The 17,944-nt window shown below is 65.4% G+C and carries 11 protein-coding genes; 8 read left to right on the top strand and 3 right to left on the bottom strand.

Going from position 1 to position 17,944, the window contains the following annotated elements:
- Positions 1-83: 83 nt before the first annotated feature.
- The 3 genes from E3U47_RS04810 to aceE all read right to left on the bottom strand — a co-directional run bounded on the left by E3U47_RS04810 (position 84) and on the right by aceE (position 7,362).
- Entirely contained in the window at positions 84-2,774 is a 2,691-nt protein-coding gene (locus E3U47_RS04810; RefSeq protein WP_134689869.1) for a bifunctional diguanylate cyclase/phosphodiesterase, read from the bottom strand.
- Between the two features lie 303 nt (positions 2,775-3,077).
- Positions 3,078-4,703 carry a dihydrolipoyllysine-residue acetyltransferase gene (aceF, locus tag E3U47_RS04805; protein ID WP_134689868.1) on the bottom strand — a complete coding sequence of 542 codons (1,626 nt, stop codon included), beginning with the start codon at positions 4,701-4,703 and terminating at the stop codon, positions 3,078-3,080.
- Between the two features lie 13 nt (positions 4,704-4,716).
- The gene (aceE, locus tag E3U47_RS04800; protein WP_134689867.1) at positions 4,717-7,362 is read right to left on the bottom strand and encodes a pyruvate dehydrogenase (acetyl-transferring), homodimeric type; all 2,646 of its coding nucleotides are present in this window, start codon (positions 7,360-7,362) and stop codon (positions 4,717-4,719) included.
- A gap of 383 nt (positions 7,363-7,745) precedes the next feature.
- Here aceE and glnE point away from each other — a divergent pair, with 383 nt between their 5' ends.
- The 8 genes from glnE (at position 7,746) to E3U47_RS04755 (ending at position 17,865) form a co-directional block, all read left to right on the top strand.
- Complete coding sequence (glnE, locus tag E3U47_RS04795) at positions 7,746-10,679, top strand: bifunctional [glutamate--ammonia ligase]-adenylyl-L-tyrosine phosphorylase/[glutamate--ammonia-ligase] adenylyltransferase (protein WP_134689866.1); 2,934 nt, start codon at positions 7,746-7,748, stop codon at positions 10,677-10,679.
- Positions 10,680-10,904: 225 nt separating this feature from the next.
- Positions 10,905-11,954 (top strand): lipopolysaccharide heptosyltransferase II, encoded by a 1,050-nt coding sequence (gene waaF / locus E3U47_RS04785; RefSeq protein WP_134689864.1) that lies wholly within the window; start codon positions 10,905-10,907, stop codon positions 11,952-11,954.
- Positions 11,955-13,013, top strand: coding sequence for a lipopolysaccharide heptosyltransferase I (gene waaC / locus E3U47_RS04780; RefSeq protein ID WP_134689863.1), 1,059 nt, complete (start codon positions 11,955-11,957; stop codon positions 13,011-13,013). It abuts the gene before it with no gap.
- On the top strand, positions 13,013-14,137 hold the full coding sequence (locus E3U47_RS04775; RefSeq protein ID WP_134689862.1) for a glycosyltransferase family 4 protein: 1,125 nt from the start codon (positions 13,013-13,015) through the stop codon (positions 14,135-14,137). Before waaC ends, E3U47_RS04775 begins: the two co-directional genes overlap by 1 nt.
- Entirely contained in the window at positions 14,134-14,940 is an 807-nt protein-coding gene (gene rfaP / locus E3U47_RS04770) for a lipopolysaccharide core heptose(I) kinase RfaP (RefSeq protein WP_134689861.1), read from the top strand. Before E3U47_RS04775 ends, rfaP begins: the two co-directional genes overlap by 4 nt.
- The gene (locus E3U47_RS04765; RefSeq protein ID WP_134689860.1) at positions 14,940-15,674 is read left to right on the top strand and encodes a lipopolysaccharide kinase InaA family protein; all 735 of its coding nucleotides are present in this window, start codon (positions 14,940-14,942) and stop codon (positions 15,672-15,674) included. Before rfaP ends, E3U47_RS04765 begins: the two co-directional genes overlap by 1 nt.
- Entirely contained in the window at positions 15,671-16,423 is a 753-nt protein-coding gene (locus tag E3U47_RS04760) for a lipopolysaccharide kinase InaA family protein (RefSeq protein WP_134689859.1), read from the top strand. Before E3U47_RS04765 ends, E3U47_RS04760 begins: the two co-directional genes overlap by 4 nt.
- Entirely contained in the window at positions 16,423-17,865 is a 1,443-nt protein-coding gene (locus E3U47_RS04755) for a lipopolysaccharide kinase InaA family protein (protein ID WP_134689858.1), read from the top strand. Before E3U47_RS04760 ends, E3U47_RS04755 begins: the two co-directional genes overlap by 1 nt.
- Positions 17,866-17,944 lie beyond the last annotated feature (79 nt).

Raw genomic sequence — 17,944 nt, 5'->3', positions numbered from 1 at the left:
GGCAAGCCGGCTCCTACGTAGGAGCCGGCTTGCCGGCGAATGGGGCCGAATGGTCCCTATAGTGCCCGAGGTTTGCGCCGCTGTCAGTCCATCGGCCCGCGCGGATAGCGGCGCAGTTTCTCGCTCAGCTCACGTCCCGGAATCGGCCGGTCGAACAGATAACCCTGGCCGACGTCGCAGCGGTGGCGGCGCAGGAACGCCAACTGCTCGGGCGTCTCGATCCCTTCGGCCACCACCTTGAGCTTGAGGTTGTGGGCCATGGCCACCACTGCCGAGGTGATCTCCATGTCATCCTGGTTGTCGGGGATCTCGTTGATGAAGCTGCGGTCGATCTTGATGATGTCGATCGGGAATTTCTTCAGGTAGCTCAGCGACGAATAGCCGGTGCCGAAATCGTCCATGGCCAGGGTCAGGCCCAGGGCCTTGAGCTCGTCGAGCTGGCGATGGGTGTCCTCGGTGGCCTCCAGCAGCAGGCCTTCGGTCAGCTCCAGCTCGAGCAGGTGCGGCGGCAGCGCCTCCTCCTTGAGGATGGTGCCGATCGAGGCGACCAGCTCCGGGTCGGAGAACTGCTTGGGCGACAGGTTGATGGCCACGTGCAGGTTGCCCAGGCCCGCTTCGCGCAGTTGCTGGCTCATGCGGCAGGCCTGGCGCACTACCCACTTGCCGATGGGAATGATCAGGCCGGTTTCCTCGGCCACGCTGATGAACTGGTCGGGGCGGATCATGCCGCGCTCGGGGTGGTTCCAGCGCAGCAGCGCCTCCAGCCCGAGCAGGCGGCCGCTGCGCAGGCACAGCTTGGGCTGGTAGAACACTTCCAGTTCGTTCTGGGTCAGGGCGCGGCGCAGGTTGTTCTCGACGAACAGCTTGTAGCTGGCCTCGGCGTTGAGCACCTCGGTGAACACCTGGACCTGGTGCTTGCCGTTGGCCTTGGCCTTGTGCAGGGCCAGGCCGGCGTTTTTCATCAGGGTCGCCGGGTCGGCGCCGTGCAGCGGCGCGCAGGCCAGGCCTACCGAGGCGGTGACGTTGATCAACTGGTTGTCGACGAACATCGGCTTGTCGAGGGTGCGCAGCAACTGGTGGGCGACGCCCTGGCCGTCTTCCAGGTGGGTGTCGTCGAGCAGCACGGCGAATTCGTTGCTGGCAAAGCGCGCCAGGCTGCCGCCATTGCTCAGGCTGTTGCGCAGGCGTCGGGCCAGGCTGACCAGCAGCTTGTCGCCGGTCTGGTGGCCGAGGCTGTCGTTGATCCGCTTGAAGTTGTCGATATCCACCAGCAGCAGGCAGATCGGGCTGTCGCTGTCGCGGGCGAAGCGCTCGTCGAGGTTGCGGATGAACGCCGGGCGGTTGCCCAGGTTGGTCAGGTTGTCGGTGTAGGCCAGGCGCTCGATGCGCTGCTGGGCCAGCTTGCTCTGGGTGACGTCCTCGTAGATGCCGATGTAGTGGGTCAGCTCGCGGTTGTCGCCGTACACCTTGGAGATCGACAGCTGGCCCCAGTAGGGCTCGAGGTTCTTGCGCCGGCTCTTGAATTCGCCCTGCCAGCTATTGCCCATGGCCAGGCTCGAGGGCGAATCGAACAGCAGCTCGCTAAGGTTCTCCAGCGCCGGCAGCTCGCCCAGGTGGTGGCCCTGGACCTCCTCGGTGCTGTACTGGGTGATGGCGGTGAAGCTTGGGTTGACGTATTCCACCACGCCGTCGCGATTGACCAGCAGGAAGGCGCTGGCGCTCTGTTCCACGGCGCGCTGGAACAGGTGCAGGGCGCTGGCGGCGGTGCGCCGGTTGTGATTGTTGATCACCTGGGCGAACTGGTCGGCCAGCTCGCCGGCGAAGGCGATCTCATCCGACTGCCAGGCCCGGGCGCGACCGGTCTGCTCCAGGCACAGCACACCGACCACCTGGCCATCGATGCGGATGCTGGCGTCGAGCATGGCGTTGTCGTCGCTGGCGTACAGCGATTCGGCCATCTCGCGAGTGCGCGGGTCATGGCTGGCGTTGTGGGCGTCGATGGCGCGGCTGGCGTGCAGCGCCTCGAGGTAGTCGGGGAACTGGCTGGCGTCGATCGCCTCGGGCATGCGGTGCTGCCGGTCGCGGCGGTACCAGGCGATGATCGGCTCCAGACGCTGCTCGTGCAGGTACCAGATGCTGGCGCAGTCGACGTTGTAGATCTCGCAGGCGCTCTGGGTGATCAGTTCGGCGGCCTCGATCAGCGAGTTGCCGATGCTGTAGCGCTGGCGGGCCAGGCGCAGGATCAGGTCTTGCTGGGCGCGCACCCGCTCCAGGTGCTCGAGCTGTTCCTGCTGGGCTCGCTGGTTCAGTTGCAGGGCCAGTTGCAGGCGGTTGTTGCGCGACTCCAGGTCGTGGGTGTCGAGGTCCGGGGTATCGACCTGCTGGTCGAATACGGTCAGGTAGCCGCGCAGCAGTTGGCGGTTGTGCTGCTTGTAGCTTTCACCGACTTCCAGCAGGCGCAGCGGCGCCGGGTGGGCGTGCAGGGTGTAGCGCACCCGGTAGTAGCCGCGCTGGCTCAGTTGCAACTGGATCTCGTCGTGCAGCTTGTAGCGTGCCTCGGGCTCCATCAGGCTGGCGTAGGGCGAGCCGATCAGGGCACACAGCTCGGCGGCGGGCAAGCCGAATTGGCGTTCGCAGGCCGGGTCGAGGTAAAGCATGGCCCAGCTGGCTTCGTTGAGCCGTTCGAAACGCAGCATGCCGAGCCGCGAGGGCACGGGAAGCTGCGTGACGACCTCGGCCGCCACACGGCTGGCGGCATCGGGTTGGCTTTTCATCGAAGACTCGCTTGAACTGGGGGCACGGCGTGAAACCGGCGTATCGGGCAAGGTTGCATCATGTCCCGTGGGCTGGCAAGCGGCCATGCGGGATGCTGTGAACAGGTTGTCGGCCAGTTGCATGAAATCTGTAGGAGCCAGCTTGCTGGCGAACCACGCACCTGTTCGCCAGCAAGCGGGCTCCTACAGGGTCGTGGCATTCATGCGGACAAAAAAAGCCCCGCCAGATGGCGGGGTTGAGGTACGAGCGTGGCAGCTCGAAAGGGTACCTGCCCCTCGACACAGGGGCAGGCAAGCAACGGTTTACAGCAGCATGGTGCGGATATCGCCCAACACGTCGCCCAGGCGCTTGGTGAAGCGCGCCGCGGCGGCGCCGTTGATCACACGGTGATCGTAGGACAGCGACAGCGGCAGCATCAGCTTGGGTTGGAAGGCCTTGCCATCCCAGACCGGTTGCATGGTTGCCTTGGACACACCGAGAATCGCCACCTCAGGCGCGTTGACGATCGGCGTGAAGCCGGTACCGCCAATGTGGCCGAGGCTGGAGATGGTGAAGCAGGCACCCTGCATGTCGTCGGCCGACAGCTTCTTGGTGCGTGCCTTCTCTGCCAGAGCGGCGGCCTCGGCAGCCAGTTGCAGCAGGCTCTTCTGGTCGACATTCTTGATCACAGGGACCAGCAGGCCGTCCGGAGTGTCCACGGCGAAGCCGATGTGCACGTACTTCTTACGGATGATCGCCTTGCCGCTTGGCGCCAGCGAGCTGTTGAAGTCCGGCAGTTCCTTGAGCAGGAAGGCGCAGGCCTTGAGCAGCAGCGGCAGCACGGTCAGCTTGACGCCAGCCTTCTCGGCCACGGCCTTCTGCGCCACGCGGAAGGCTTCCAGCTCGGTGATGTCGGCGGAGTCGAACTGGGTCACGTGCGGCACGTTCAGCCAGCTGCGGTGCAGGTTGGCGGCACCGACCTGCATCAGGCGGGTCAGGGCGACTTCTTCGACTTCGCCGAACTTGCTGAAGTCCACGGCAGGGATCGGCGGGATGCCGGCACCACCGGTAGCGCCGGCAGCCGGGGCTTCCTTGGCCTTCTGCATCATCGCCTTGACGTAGACCTGCACGTCTTCTTTCAGGATGCGGCCGTGCGGACCGGTAGCCGCGACCGAACCCAGGTCGACGCCGAATTCACGGGCCAGCTGACGAACGGCAGGGCCGGCATGGACCTTGGCGTTGCTGCCAGCAGCCGGCGCGGTGGCGACCGGAGCAGGGGCGGCGATAGGCGCCGGAGCCGCGGCCGGTGCGGCGGCTTGGGCAGGAGCGGCAGCCGGGACAGCAGCGGCCGGAGCAGTAGCAGCAGGGGCTGCGCCTGCGGCCTTGATCTTGAAGATCAGGTCGCCGGTGCCGACTTCGTCTTCCAGCTTGCACAGCACGGCTTCGATCACGCCAGCGGCGGGCGACGGGATCTCCATGGAGGCCTTGTCGGACTCCAGGGTGATCAGCGACTGGTCGGCTTCGACGGTGTCGCCGACCTTGACCAGCACTTCGATGATCTTGGCCTTGCCCGACGAGCCGATGTCCGGCACGTGGATATCTTGCACGCTGGCGGCAGCCGGGGCGGCGGCAGGGGCCGGGGCGGCGGCTTCAGCGGCGGGCGCTGGAGCAGCAGCCGGGGCCGCCGTGGCCGGAGCCTCGGGCGCCGCGGCGGCGCCCTCGACTTCCAGGACCAGCAGCTCGTCGCCTTCTTTCAGGCGGTCGCCCAGCTTGACCTTCAGTTCCTTGACCACGCCGGCCTTGGGCGCAGGGATTTCCATGGAGGCCTTGTCGGACTCCAGGGTCAGCAGGCTCTGGTCTGCTTCGATACGGTCACCGACCTTGACGAACAGCTCGATGATTTCACCTTCACCGCTGCCGATGTCAGGTACGCGAATGAGTTCGCTCACTTAAAAATACTCCTCAGCAGTCCAGTGGGTTGCGCTTGTCCGGATCGATACCGAACTTGACGATGGCGTCAGCCACAACCTTGGGTTCGATCTCGCCACGGTCAGCCAGGGCTTCCAGGGCAGCCAGCACCACGAAGTGGCGGTCGACTTCGAAGAAGTGACGCAGCTTCTTGCGGCTGTCGCTGCGACCGTAGCCGTCGGTACCCAGGACCTTGAACTCTTTGCTCGGCACCCACTGGCGGATCTGCTCGGCGAACAGCTTCATGTAGTCGGTGGAGGCGATGACCGGGCCCTTGCGACCGGCCAGGCACTGCTCGACGTAGGTCTGCTGTGGCTTCTGGCCAGGCTTGAGGCGGTTGGCGCGTTCCACGGCCAGGCCGTCGCGACGCAGTTCGTTGAAGCTGGTGACGCTCCAAACGTCGGCGCCGACGTTGAACTCTTCACGCAGGATCTTCGCAGCTTCGCGGACTTCGCGCAGGATGGTGCCGGAGCCCATCAGCTGGACGTGGTGCGCGGCTTCGCGGGTATCTTCCTCGAGCAGGTACATGCCCTTGATGATGCCGTCCTCGACACCGGCCGGCATGGCTGGCTGCTGGTACGACTCGTTCATCACGGTGATGTAGTAGAAGATGTCCTGTTGCTCTTCGGTCATCTTCTTCATGCCGTCCTGGATGATCACCGCCAGCTCGTAGCCGTAGGTCGGATCGTAGGTGCGGCAGTTCGGGATGGTGCCCGCCATCATGTGGCTGTGACCGTCTTCGTGCTGCAGGCCTTCACCGTTGAGGGTGGTACGGCCGGCGGTACCGCCGATCAGGAAACCACGGGTGCGGCTGTCGCCAGCGGCCCAGGCCAGGTCGCCAATGCGCTGGAAGCCGAACATCGAGTAGAAGATGTAGAACGGCAGCATCGGCTGGTTGTGGCAGCTGTACGAGGTGCCGGCAGCGATGAACGACGACATGGCGCCGGCTTCGTTGATGCCTTCCTCGAGGATCTGACCCTTCTTGTCTTCGCGGTAGAACATTACCTGGTCTTTATCGACTGGCTCGTAGAGCTGGCCGACCGACGAGTAGATGCCCAGCTGGCGGAACATGCCTTCCATACCGAAGGTACGGGCTTCGTCCGGGATGATCGGGACGATGCGCTGGCCGATGTCCTTGTCCTTGACCAGCTGCGCCAGGATGCGCACGAAGGCCATGGTGGTGGAGATTTCGCGGTCGCCCGAGCCGTCCAGGATTGCCTTGAGCGTTTCCAGTGGCGGGGTCGGCACGCTGAAGCTCTTGGCGCGGCGCTGTGGCACGAAGCCGCCCAGGGCGGCGCGGCGCTCGGCCAGGTACTTGGCTTCGGCGGAACCTTCTTCGGGCTTGAAGAACGGCAGGTTCTCGAGGTCGGCATCCTTGACCGGGATGTCGAAGCGGTCACGGAAGTGACGCAGGCTTTCGACGTCGACCTTCTTGGTGTTGTGCGCGGTGTTCTTGGCTTCGCCGGCACCGGTACCGTAACCCTTGATGGTCTTGGCCAGGATGACGGTCGGCTGCTCCTTGTGGTTCACCGCCTGGTGGTATGCCGCGTAGACCTTGTACGGGTCGTGGCCGCCACGGTTGAGCTTCCAGATCTCGTCGTCGGACAGGTCTTCGACCATGGCCTTGAGCTCTGGGGTGTTGAAGAAGTTCTCACGGACGTACGCGCCGTCCTTGGCCTTGTAGTTCTGGTACTCGCCGTCGATGACTTCGTCCATGCGGCGCTGCAGGGCACCGTTGGTGTCCTTGGCCAGCAGTGGGTCCCAGAAACGGCCCCAGACCACCTTGTTGACGTTCCAGCCACCGCCACGGAACACGCCTTCGAGTTCCTGGATGATCTTGCCGTTGCCGCGAACCGGGCCATCGAGGCGCTGCAGGTTGCAGTTGATGACGAAGATCAGGTTGTCCAGCTTCTCGCGGCCGGCCAGGGCGATCGCGCCCAGGGATTCCGGCTCGTCGCACTCGCCGTCGCCCATGAAGCACCAGACCTTCTGCTTGCCGGCGGGGATGAAGCCGCGCGCTTCCAGGTACTTCATGAAACGTGCCTGGTAGATCGCCTGGATCGGGCCCAGGCCCATCGACACGGTCGGGAACTGCCAGAAGTCAGGCATCAGCCACGGGTGCGGGTACGAAGACAGGCCGTTGCCGTCGACTTCCTGGCGGAAGTTGTTCATTTGGTCTTCGTTGATGCGGCCTTCCATGAAGGCGCGGGCGTAGACGCCTGGCGATGCGTGGCCCTGGAAGAAGATCAGGTCGCCGCCGTGTTCTTCGGTCGGGGCCTGGAAGAAGTAGTTGAAGCCGATGTCGTACAGGGTGGCACTGGAGGCGAAGCTGGAGATGTGGCCGCCCAGGTCCGAGTCCTTCAGGTTGGTGCGCATCACCATGGCCAGCGCGTTCCAACGCACCATCGAGCGAATGCGGCGTTCCATGAACAGGTCGCCAGGCATGCGTGCTTCGTGGGTGACAGGGATGGTGTTGCGGTATGGCGTGGTGATTGCGTACGGCAGCTGGGAGCCACTGCGGGTGGCCAGCTCGCCCATGCGGGTCATCAGGTAATGAGCGCGGTCTTCGCCTTCTTTGTCGAGGACCGACTCCAGGGCATCCAGCCATTCCTGGGTTTCGATTGGATCGAGGTCTTGCATGGCTTGCTCCAGGGCGGAAAGGCCACCAGAATCGATGGCCTGAGTTTGCGACTGGCCTTATGGGCAGACGTCGTGAATTCTTGGATTACCGGACAGTCATCCGGCGCGGTGTAGTTTTACTACAAATGGATTCGCATTTCATGCTTTCGCACGGCGAGGGTAGTAGTAAAACTACACAAATGCGACGTTTGGTCGCACCCTGGGTTGTGAGGAAAAACGTTCATGTTGGTTGGCGCTGTGTTGCTAGTGGGTAAATGCCGATGTTTTTTGCCAATCTTTCAGCTATTTCAGCTATTTCCAACTTTTGTACGACAGTCCAACCGTGGTCCAGCCTGCGCTTGACCCCCTCAACCCCTCTCATTCACGCCGATCAAGGATAGACCATGCGCCTGCCTTTGCCGCTCGATCTGCCTGCCGCTCTCCAACCGCTGGTCGCCCGCAATCGACAATTCCTGGCGGACGCCCTGACCGCCCATCCTGGCCTGGCTACCGACATCTGGAGTGCCGAGCAGCGCCAGCAGTTCGACCAGGTGGCCGCCGCCAGTGATTTCGTGCTGGCCCAGACCCAGCGCGATCCGGCGATGCTGTTCGAGCTGCTGGGCACGGGCGAGATGGGCCGGGCCTTCGCCCCGGGCGAGCTGCGCGCGCGGATCCATGCCGCCGCCCAGGCCGCGCAGAGTGAGGACGAACTGGCGCGCAACCTGCGCCGCGAGCGCAATCGCCAGCAGGTGCGCATCATCTGGCGTGACCTGACCCGCCAGGCGGCGCTGGCCGAAACCTGTCGCGACCTGTCCGACCTAGCCGACGCCAGCATCGACGAAGCCTATCAATGGCTGTACCCGCGCCACTGCCAGCAGTTCGGCACGCCCATGGGTAACCGCAGCGGCCAGCCGCAGCAGTTGGTGGTGCTGGGCATGGGCAAGCTGGGGGCGGTGGAGCTGAACCTGTCGTCCGACATCGACCTGATCTTCGCTTTCCCCGAAGGCGGGGAAACCGAGGGCGTGAAGCGTTCGCTGGACAACCAGGAGTTCTTTACCCGCCTGGGCCAGCGGCTGATCAAGGCGCTCGACCCGGTCACCGGCGATGGCTTCGTGTTCCGCGTCGACATGCGGCTGCGCCCCTACGGTTCGGCCGGCGCGTTGGTGCTCAGCTTCAATGCCCTGGAGCAGTACTACCAGGACCAGGGGCGCGACTGGGAGCGCTACGCGATGATCAAGGCGCGGGTGGTGGCCGGGGACCAGGCCGCTGGTGCCCAGTTGCAGGACATGCTGCGTCCGTTCGTCTACCGCCGTTACCTGGACTTCTCCGCCATCGAGGCGCTGCGCACCATGAAGCAGCTGATCCAGCAGGAAGTGCGGCGCAAGGGCATGGCCGAGAACATCAAGCTGGGTGCCGGGGGCATCCGTGAAGTGGAGTTCATCGCCCAGGCATTCCAGTTGATTCATGGCGGGCGTGACCTGAGCCTGCAGCAGCGGCCGCTGTTAAAAGTGCTGGGCACTTTGGAAGGGCAGGGTTACCTGCCGCCGGCGGTGGTGGCCGAGCTGCGCGAGGGCTATGAGTTCCTGCGCTACACCGAGCACGCCATCCAGGCCATCGCCGATCGCCAGACGCAGATGCTGCCGGACGACCAGACCGACCGTGCGCGCATCGCTTATATGTTGGGCTATGCCGACTGGGACAGCTTCCACGGGCAATTGATGCACTGGCGCGGGCGGGTCGACTGGCACTTCCGCCAGGTGATCGCCGACCCGGACGAAGACGACGCCGAGGGCGAGCTGGTGGTGGGCGGCGAATGGTCGCCGTTGTGGGAGCAGGCCCAGGATGAAGAGGCCGCCGGGCGGCAGTTGGAAGAGGCCGGCTTCCGCCAGCCCGCCGAAGCCTTGCGCCGGCTCAACGCCTTGCGCGTCAGCCCGACCTTGCGCTCGATGCAGCGCATTGGTCGTGAGCGGTTGGACGCCTTCATTCCGCGCCTGCTGGCCCAGGCCGTGGAACACGACAACCCCGACCTGGTGCTCGAGCGCGTGCTGCCTCTGGTAGAGGCGGTGGCGCGGCGCTCGGCCTACCTGGTGCTGCTGACCGAGAATCCCGGGGCCTTGCGCCGCTTGCTGACCCTGTGCGCCGCCAGCCCGTGGATCGCCGAACAGATGGCCCGCTACCCGCTGCTGCTCGACGAGCTGCTCAACGAAGGCCGGTTGTTCAGCCCGCCACTGGCCCCGGAACTGGCCGCCGAGCTGCGCGAGCGCCTGATGCGCATCCCCGAGGACGACCTCGAGCAGCAAATGGAGGCCCTGCGCCACTTCAAGCTGGCCCACAGCCTGCGGGTGGCGGCGTCCGAGATCAGCGGCAACCTGCCGTTGATGAAGGTCAGTGACTACCTGACCTGGCTGGCCGAGGCGATCCTCGACCAGGTGCTGGCCCTGGCCTGGCGCCAGACCGTGGCGCGCCATGGCCAGCCCAAGCGCAGTGACGGCAGCCTGTGCGACCCGGGCTTCATCATCGTCGGTTATGGCAAGGTCGGCGGCATCGAGCTGGGCCATGGCTCCGACCTGGACTTGGTGTTCATCCACGATGGCGACCCGAACGCCGAGACCGACGGCGCCAAGCCCATCGACAGCGCGCAGTTCTTCACCCGCCTGGGCCAGCGCATCATCCATTTGCTGACTACCCAGACCAACTCCGGGCAGCTGTATGACGTCGATATGCGCCTGCGCCCGTCGGGGGCCTCGGGGTTGCTGGTCAGCTCGCTGGGCGCCTTCGAGCGCTACCAGCAGAACGAGGCCTGGACCTGGGAACACCAGGCCCTGGTGCGCGCCCGGGTGCTGGTGGGTTGTCCGCAGGTGGCGAAGGCTTTCGAAGGCGTGCGGGCGCAGGTGCTGGGCCAGCCGCGCGACCTCGACAAGCTGCGCGCCGAGGTGAGCGAAATGCGCGCCAAGATGCGCGACAACCTCGGTACCAAGGGTACTGCCGCAGGTACCGCCGGCAACGCCTTCGACGCCGGCCAGCCGTTCGATATCAAGCAGGATGCCGGCGGTATCGTCGATATCGAATTTATGGTGCAATACGCCGCTTTGGCGTGGTCCCACGCGCATCCGGCGATACTGCGCTGGACCGACAATATCCGCATCCTCGAAGAGCTGGAGCAGGCCGCGCTGATGCCCGCCGCCGATGCGGTGTTGCTGCGCGAGGTGTACAAGGCGTTCCGCTCGGCCTCGCACCGCCAGGCCTTGCAGAAGCAGGCGGGGGTGATCGATGCCGCGCAGTTCGTCGATGAGCGCCGTGAGGTAAGGCGGATCTGGGGGGAATTGGGCCTGGCTTGAGATTTTGGGGCCGCTGTGCGGCCCTATCGCGACACAAGGCCGCTCCTACAGGGAAATGCGATCTCCTGTAGGAGCGGCCTTGTGTCGCGATAGGGCTGCATAGCAGCCCCAAAGGTCCATGGCCCGACACCGGTGGTACACTGTCCGCCACATAGCCTGAATATAAAGAGGGGAGGCCAGGTTGTAGCGCAGCCTGCAGCCTCCCCGAATGTTTCTGGATAAAGCATGAGAATACTGATCATTGGCCCCAGCTGGGTCGGCGACATGGTGATGGCGCAGACCCTGTTCCAGTGCCTGAAGCAACAGCATCCCGACTGCGCGATCGATGTGCTGGCCCCCGAGTGGAGCCGGCCGATCCTCGAGCGCATGCCCGAAGTGCGCCAGGCCTTGAGCTTCCCGCTCGGCCACGGCGCCCTGGAGCTGGCCACGCGGCGGCGCATCGGCAAGTCCCTGGCCGGCCAGTACGACCAGGCGATCCTGCTGCCCAACTCGCTCAAGTCGGCGCTGGTGCCGTACTTTGCCGGTATCCCCAAGCGCACCGGCTGGCGCGGCGAGATGCGCTACCTGCTGCTCAACGATGTGCGCAAGCTGGACAAGGCGCGCTACCCGCTGATGATCGAACGCCTCATGGCCCTGGCCTATGCCCCAGGTGCCGAGCTGCCGCAGCCATATCCGCGGCCGAGCCTGCAGATAGAAGCCGCCAGCCGCGACGCCGCCCTGGCCAAGTTCGGGCTGGCGCTGGACCGCCCGGTGCTGGCCCTGTGCCCGGGGGCCGAGTTCGGCGAAGCCAAGCGCTGGCCCGCCGAGCACTACGCCGAGGTGGCCGATGCCATGATCCGCCAGGGCTGGCAGGTGTGGCTGTTCGGTTCGAAGAACGATCACCCGGTCGGCGAACAGATCCGCGACCGGCTGATCCCGGGCCTGCGCGAAGAGTCCAGCAACCTGGCCGGCGAGACCTCGCTGGCCGAGGCAATCGACCTGATGTCCTGCGCCAGCGCGGTGGTTTCCAACGACTCTGGCCTGATGCACGTGGCCGCGGCCCTCAACCGCCCGCTGGTGGCGGTGTACGGCTCTACTTCGCCGGGCTTCACCCCGCCGTTGGCCGAGCAGGTCGAGGTGGTGCGCACCGGTATCGAGTGCAGCCCGTGCTTCGAGCGCACCTGCCGTTTCGGTCACTACAACTGCCTGCGGCTGCTGGAGCCGGCGAAAGTCATCGCCGCCCTGCACAGCCTGGGTGGGCCTAACCTGATCGATACCGTGGCCGAGGTCGACTGAGTGCGGGTGCTGATCATCAAGACGTCGTCGCTGGGCGACGTCATCCATACCCTTCCGGCGCTCACCGACGCCGCCCACGCCATCCCCGGCATTCGTTTCGACTGGGTGGTGGAAGAGGGCTTCGCCGAGATCCCCAGCTGGCACCCAGCGGTCGACCAGGTGATCCCGGTGGCGATCCGCCGCTGGCGCAAGAACCTCTGGCAGACCCTCAAGAGCGGTGAGTGGAAGGCATTCAAGCAACGCCTGCGCGCGCGCAAGTACGACCTGGTGATCGATGCCCAGGGCCTGGTCAAATCGGCCTGGCTGACCCGCTACGTGAAGGCGCCGGTGGCTGGCCTGGACCGCTATTCGGCGCGTGAAGGCTTGGCCAGCCGCTTTTATGACCGGCGGCTGTCGGTCGCGGTTGGCCAGCATGCCGTCGAGCGCGTGCGCCAACTGTTTGCCCTGGCCCTGGCCTACGACCTGCCCGAAGGGCTGGGCAACTACGGCCTGGATCTCAACCGCCTGCAACTGCCGCCAGCGGCGCCCTATGTGGTGTTCCTGCACGGCACCACCTGGGCCACCAAGCACTGGCCCGAATCCTACTGGCGTGAGTTGGCCGAACGCATGGGCCGGCGCAAGCTGCAAGTGATGCTGCCGTGGGGCAACCCGGCGGAAAAGGCCCGCGCCGAGCGCATCGCCCAGGGCTTGAATAACTGCCAGGTACTGCCCAAGTTGAACCTGGTCGGCGTTGCCCGCGTACTGGCGGCCGCCAAGGCCTGCGTGGCGGTGGACACCGGCCTCGGCCACCTGGCCGCCGCCCTGGATGTGCCGACCATTTCCCTGTTCGGCCCCACCAACCCTGGTCTGACCGGTGCCTACGGACGCGCCCAGATCCACCAGGCGAGCGACTTCCCCTGCGCGCCGTGCCTGCAGAAGAAGTGCACCTACAAACCGAGCGCCGAGGACCTGCGCCGGTTCGATCTCAAACGCGAGTGGCCGCTGTGCTTCACTCGCCTGAATCCCGAGCATGTGGCGGGCCGCTTGAGCGCGCTGCTGCTGGCTGAGGATGTTCGTTGATGCAACTGGCTTTTGTGCTCTACAAGTATTTCCCCTTTGGCGGGCTGCAGCGCGATTTCATGCGCATCGCCCTTGAGTGCCAGAAACGCGGCCACCAGATCCGCGTGTACACGCTGATCTGGGAAGGTGACATTCCGCCGGGCTTCGAGGTGCTGGTGGCACCGGTCAAGGCGTTGTTCAACCACCGGCGCAACGAGAAGCTCAGCGCCTGGATGGAAGCGGACCTGGCCAAGCGCCCGGTCGATCGCCTGATCGGCTTCAACAAGATGCCGGGCCTGGACGTGTATTACGCCGCCGACGGCTGCTTCGAGGACAAGGCCCAGACCCTGCGCGGCGGCCTGTACCGCCGTTGGGGCCGTTATCGTCATTTCGCCGACTATGAGCGAGCGGTGTTCGCCAAGGACGCACGCACCGAGATCCTGATGATCTCCGAGGTGCAGCAGCCGCTGTTCATCAAGCACTACGGCACCCCTGAAGCACGTTTCCACCTGCTGCCACCGGGGATTTCCCAGGATCGCCGACGCCCGGCCGATGCCGAGGCGATCCGCGCCGAGTTCCGTCGTGAGTTCGGCCTGGCCGACGACGAGCTGCTACTCGTGCAGATCGGCTCGGGCTTCAAGACCAAGGGCGTGGACCGCAGCCTCAAGGCCCTGGCCGCTCTGCCGTCGGCGCTGCGCAAGCGCACCCGGCTGATGGTCATCGGCCAGGACGATCCCAAGCTGTTCCAGGTACAAAGCACCGCGCTCGGCCTGGGTGACCAGGTGCAGTTCCTCAAGGGGCGCAGCGACATCCCGCGTTTCCTGCTCGGTGCCGACTTGCTGATTCATCCGGCCTACAACGAAAACACCGGCACCGTGCTGCTCGAGGCGCTGGTCGCCGGGCTGCCGGTGCTGGTGTCCAAGGTCTGTGGCTATGCCCACTACATCGCCGAGGCCGACAGCGGCCTGGTGCTGGACGAGCCGTTCGAGCAGGAGCAGCTCAATCGCTATCTGCAACGCATGCTCGAAGACAGCGAGGCGCGTGCGGCTTGGTCGCGCAATGGCGTGGCCTTCGCCGCCAGCGCCGACCTGTACAGCATGCCGCAGCATGCCGCCGACGTGATCCTGGCCCAGGAGCGCCCATGAAACTGATGCTGGCCGAGCCGTTCAAGCGCCTGTGGGCCGAGCGCGACCCATTCGAGGCCGTCGAGCAACTGCAAGGCGAGGTATACCGCGAACTGGAAGGCCGCCGCACGTTGCGCACCGAAGTCGACGGCGCAGGCTTCTTCGTCAAGATCCACCGTGGCATCGGCTGGGGCGAGATCTTCAAGAACCTGTTCAGCGCCAAGCTGCCGGTATTGGGTGCCGGCCAGGAGTGGCGGGCCATTCAGCGCTTGCATGAGGTAGGCGTGCCGACCATGACCGCGGTGGCCTATGGCGAGCGTGGCAGCAACCCGGCGACCCAGCATTCGTTCATCGTGACCGAAGAACTGGCGCCGACCATCAGCCTGGAAGATTTCAGCATCGATTGGCTCAAGCAGCCGCCCGAGCCGCGTCTCAAGCGCGCCTTGATCGCCGAGGTGGCGAAGATGACCGGCGGTATGCACCGCGCCGGGGTCAACCACCGCGACTGCTATATCTGTCACTTCCTGCTGCACACCGACCGCCCGGTGACCGCGGACGACTTCAAGCTGTCGGTGATTGACCTGCACCGCGCTCAGACCCGGGCGACCATCACCCGGCGCTGGCGCGACAAGGACCTGGCCGCCCTGTATTTCTCGGCCCTGGACATCGGCCTTACGCGCCGCGACAAGCTGCGTTTCTTGCGCGGTTATTTCCAGCGCCCGCTGCGCCAGGTGCTCAAGGAGGAGGCGGCGCTGCTCGCCTGGCTCGAGCGCAAGGCGCAAAAACTTTACGATCGCAAGCAACGCTATGGAGATGCACTCTGATGGCGGGTTGGACACTGGCGCCGGGCTACGAACACCTGGCGGTGGACTTTGGCAGCTTGGACGCGGTGTTCGCGCTCAAGGGCGAGCACCTCACCCGGGACCCACTCAGCGAGGTGATTCGCGTCCAGCGCGACGGTGTGTATTACTACGTCAAGCGCTATACCGGCGCCGGCAAGCACATGCGCCGCTATCTGGGGCGGCCGCGGATCAAGGCTGAGTGGCAGAACCTCAAGCAGTTCGCCAAGTGGGGCATCCCCACGGCCGAGGTCGTGGCCTGGGGCCTGGAGCGCAACGGCCTGGCATTTGGCCGCGGGGCGATGATCACTCGTGAACTACCGCGTACCGAAGACCTGTCGGCCTTGGCCGAGCGCAATGATCCGCGCCTGGCCGACCGTGCCTGGGTTGGCCATGTCAGCCGGCAACTGGCGCGGCACACGCGGGTCATGCACGAGCACCGTTTTGCCCACAACGACCTGAAATGGCGCAACCTGTTGGTCGATGACCAGGGCACGCTATTCTTCATCGACTGCCCGACGGGCGACTTTTGGCGCGGTTTCATGTGGCGGCACCGGATGATCAAGGACCTGGCCTGCCTGGACAAGGTCGCCAAGTATCACCTGTCGTCGACCCAGCGCCTGCGTTTCTACCTGCAATACCGTGGTCGCGAGCGCCTCAACGGCCGTGACAAGAAGCGGATCCGCCAGGTGCTGAGCTTTTTCGAGGGAAGGGAATGACCGACTACCTGGCCAGCGCCGACCAGGCGCTGCTGCAACGCCATGGCCTGGGCGACTTCGACGCGCTGTGGGCGCTGCAACTGGACGCCGTGGACGAGCCCAACACCGGTCGTGGCGGCTGGAGCAGCGTGTTTCGCCTGGAGCTCGAGGGCAAGGGTTACTACCTCAAGCGCCAGAGCGACTACTTGACCCGTACCCTGCACCGGCCCTTCGGCGAGCCGACCTTCGCCCGTGAGTTCCGCAATATCAGCCGCTACCAAAAACTCGACATCCCGGCCTTGCAGGCGGTGTTCTATGGCGAGCGCAAGCAGGCAGGCGAGCACCGCGCGATCCTCATGACCCGCGCGCTGGACGAGTGGACCGACCTGGATCAGTTGCTGGCGCAGTGGCCACAGCTACCCGAGGCCCAACGCACTGGCATACTCCAGGCCTGCGGCCAATTGGCCCGCACCCTGCACGCGGCCGGCCAGGTGCACGGCTGCTTCTACCCCAAGCACATTTTCCTGCGCGAGCGCCGCGAAGGCTGGCAGGCCCAGCTGATCGACCTGGAAAAGACCCGGCCGCTGCTGTTCGGCATGCGTGACCGCCTCAAGGACCTGGAGCCGCTGCTGCGTCGAGCCGATGCCTGGGGCGAGGAGGATGTGCGGGTACTGCTGGGCGCTTACCTGGCGCAGCCTGTGCACAGTGCGCCGGTCGATACCTGGTTGCACCGCTTGCTGCAACGCCGTCGCCATAAAGAGGCCCGCTGATGCGTTTGTCCGAACTCAAGCACGCCGGGCGCAGTCCGGCATTGCCACTGACTGTCACCCTCGCCGACGCCGCGGGCCCGGCCGATCTGCAACTGCTCAGCCTGCTGCGCGTGCTGCCGGGCCAGCGTTATGTCGGCGCCGGGATCTGGCGGGGCACCAAGGTATTGGCCAAGCTGCTGGTCGGCGGCAATGCCGCCCGGCACTTCCAGCGTGAGCTGGACGGCGCCCGCTTGCTGGCCGGGCAGGGCCTGACTACCCCGCGGTTGCTGGCCGATGGCCTCAAGGAGGGCGAGGGTGGCTGGTTGTTGTTCGAGTACCTCGACCATGGCGAAAGCCTGAGCGAGGCCTGGGCCGCTGTCGAACACCTGCCAATGCTCGCCGATGAGCAGCACCTAGTGCTCGGCGAGGCGCTGACCGCCGTGGCCCGGATGCATGCCAAAGGCCTGTGGCAGGAGGATCTGCACCTGGACAACCTGTTGCGCCAGGACGGCCAGCTGTACCTGATCGATGGTGCCGGCATCAAGGCCGAGACCCCCGGTCAGCAGCTGTCGCGCCAGCGCGTGCTGGAAAACCTCGGCGTGTTCTTCGCCCAGTTGCCCAAGCGTCTTGAGCCGTTCATGGAAGAGGCGCTGGTGCATTACATTCTGGCCAACGCCGAGCACGCGCTGCCGCTGGAAGCCTTGCAGAAGCAGGTGGACAAGGTGCGTGCCTGGCGCCTGAAGGATTACCTGGACAAAGCGGGTCGCGAATGCACGTTATTCAGCGTCGAGCGCAGCCTGTCCGGCCTGCGTGCCGTCCGTCGCGACGAAGCTCAGGCGCTGTTGCCGGTGCTGGAACAGGCCGACGCGTTGATCGACCAGGGCCACCTGTACAAGACCGGCGGCGCGGCCAGCGTGGCGCGCATCGAGGTTGGCGGGCGCAGGTTGGTGCTCAAACGCTACAACATCAAGAACACCGCGCACTGGTTCAAGCGCTTCTGGCGCCCGAGCCGGGCCTGGCATTCGTGGATCGAAGGCCACCGCCTGGAGTTCCTCGACATCGCCACGCCCAAGCCGTTGGCGGTGCTGGAACAACGCACCTTGGGCCTGCGCAGCCGTGCCTACCTGCTGACCGAGCATGCCGACGGCCCGGACCTGATCGCCTGCTTCGCGCCCTTCATCGACAGCGGCGAGGCACCTGACGAGCAGGTCGATGCCCTGGTACGGCTGATGCAGCAACTGATCCGTGAACGCATCAGCCACGGTGATTTCAAGGGCCACAACCTGTTCTGGCAGGATGGCCAGTGGTCGCTGATCGACCTTGATGCGATGTGCCAGCACGCCACGCAGTTGAGCTTTGCCCCTGCGTTTGCCCGGGACCGGGCACGTTTGCTGCGTAACTGGCCCAGCGGCAGCGCCCTGCACCGACGGCTGGATGAGGTGTTGCCGCGCCTGGCCGAGTGAGGCGCGCTGAGCCCGGGACCGCGCCATCCACCGCGTCGTCTGGTTCGCCAGCAAGGCTGGCTCCTACGGGCCTGAGGCA

Source organism: Pseudomonas sp. RIT623 (assembly GCF_004519305.1).
In the GTDB taxonomy this organism is placed as follows: Bacteria; Pseudomonadota; Gammaproteobacteria; order Pseudomonadales; family Pseudomonadaceae; genus Aquipseudomonas.
Note: the sequence above shows the minus strand (reverse complement) of the source record. Positions and strands in the feature narration are given on the sequence as shown.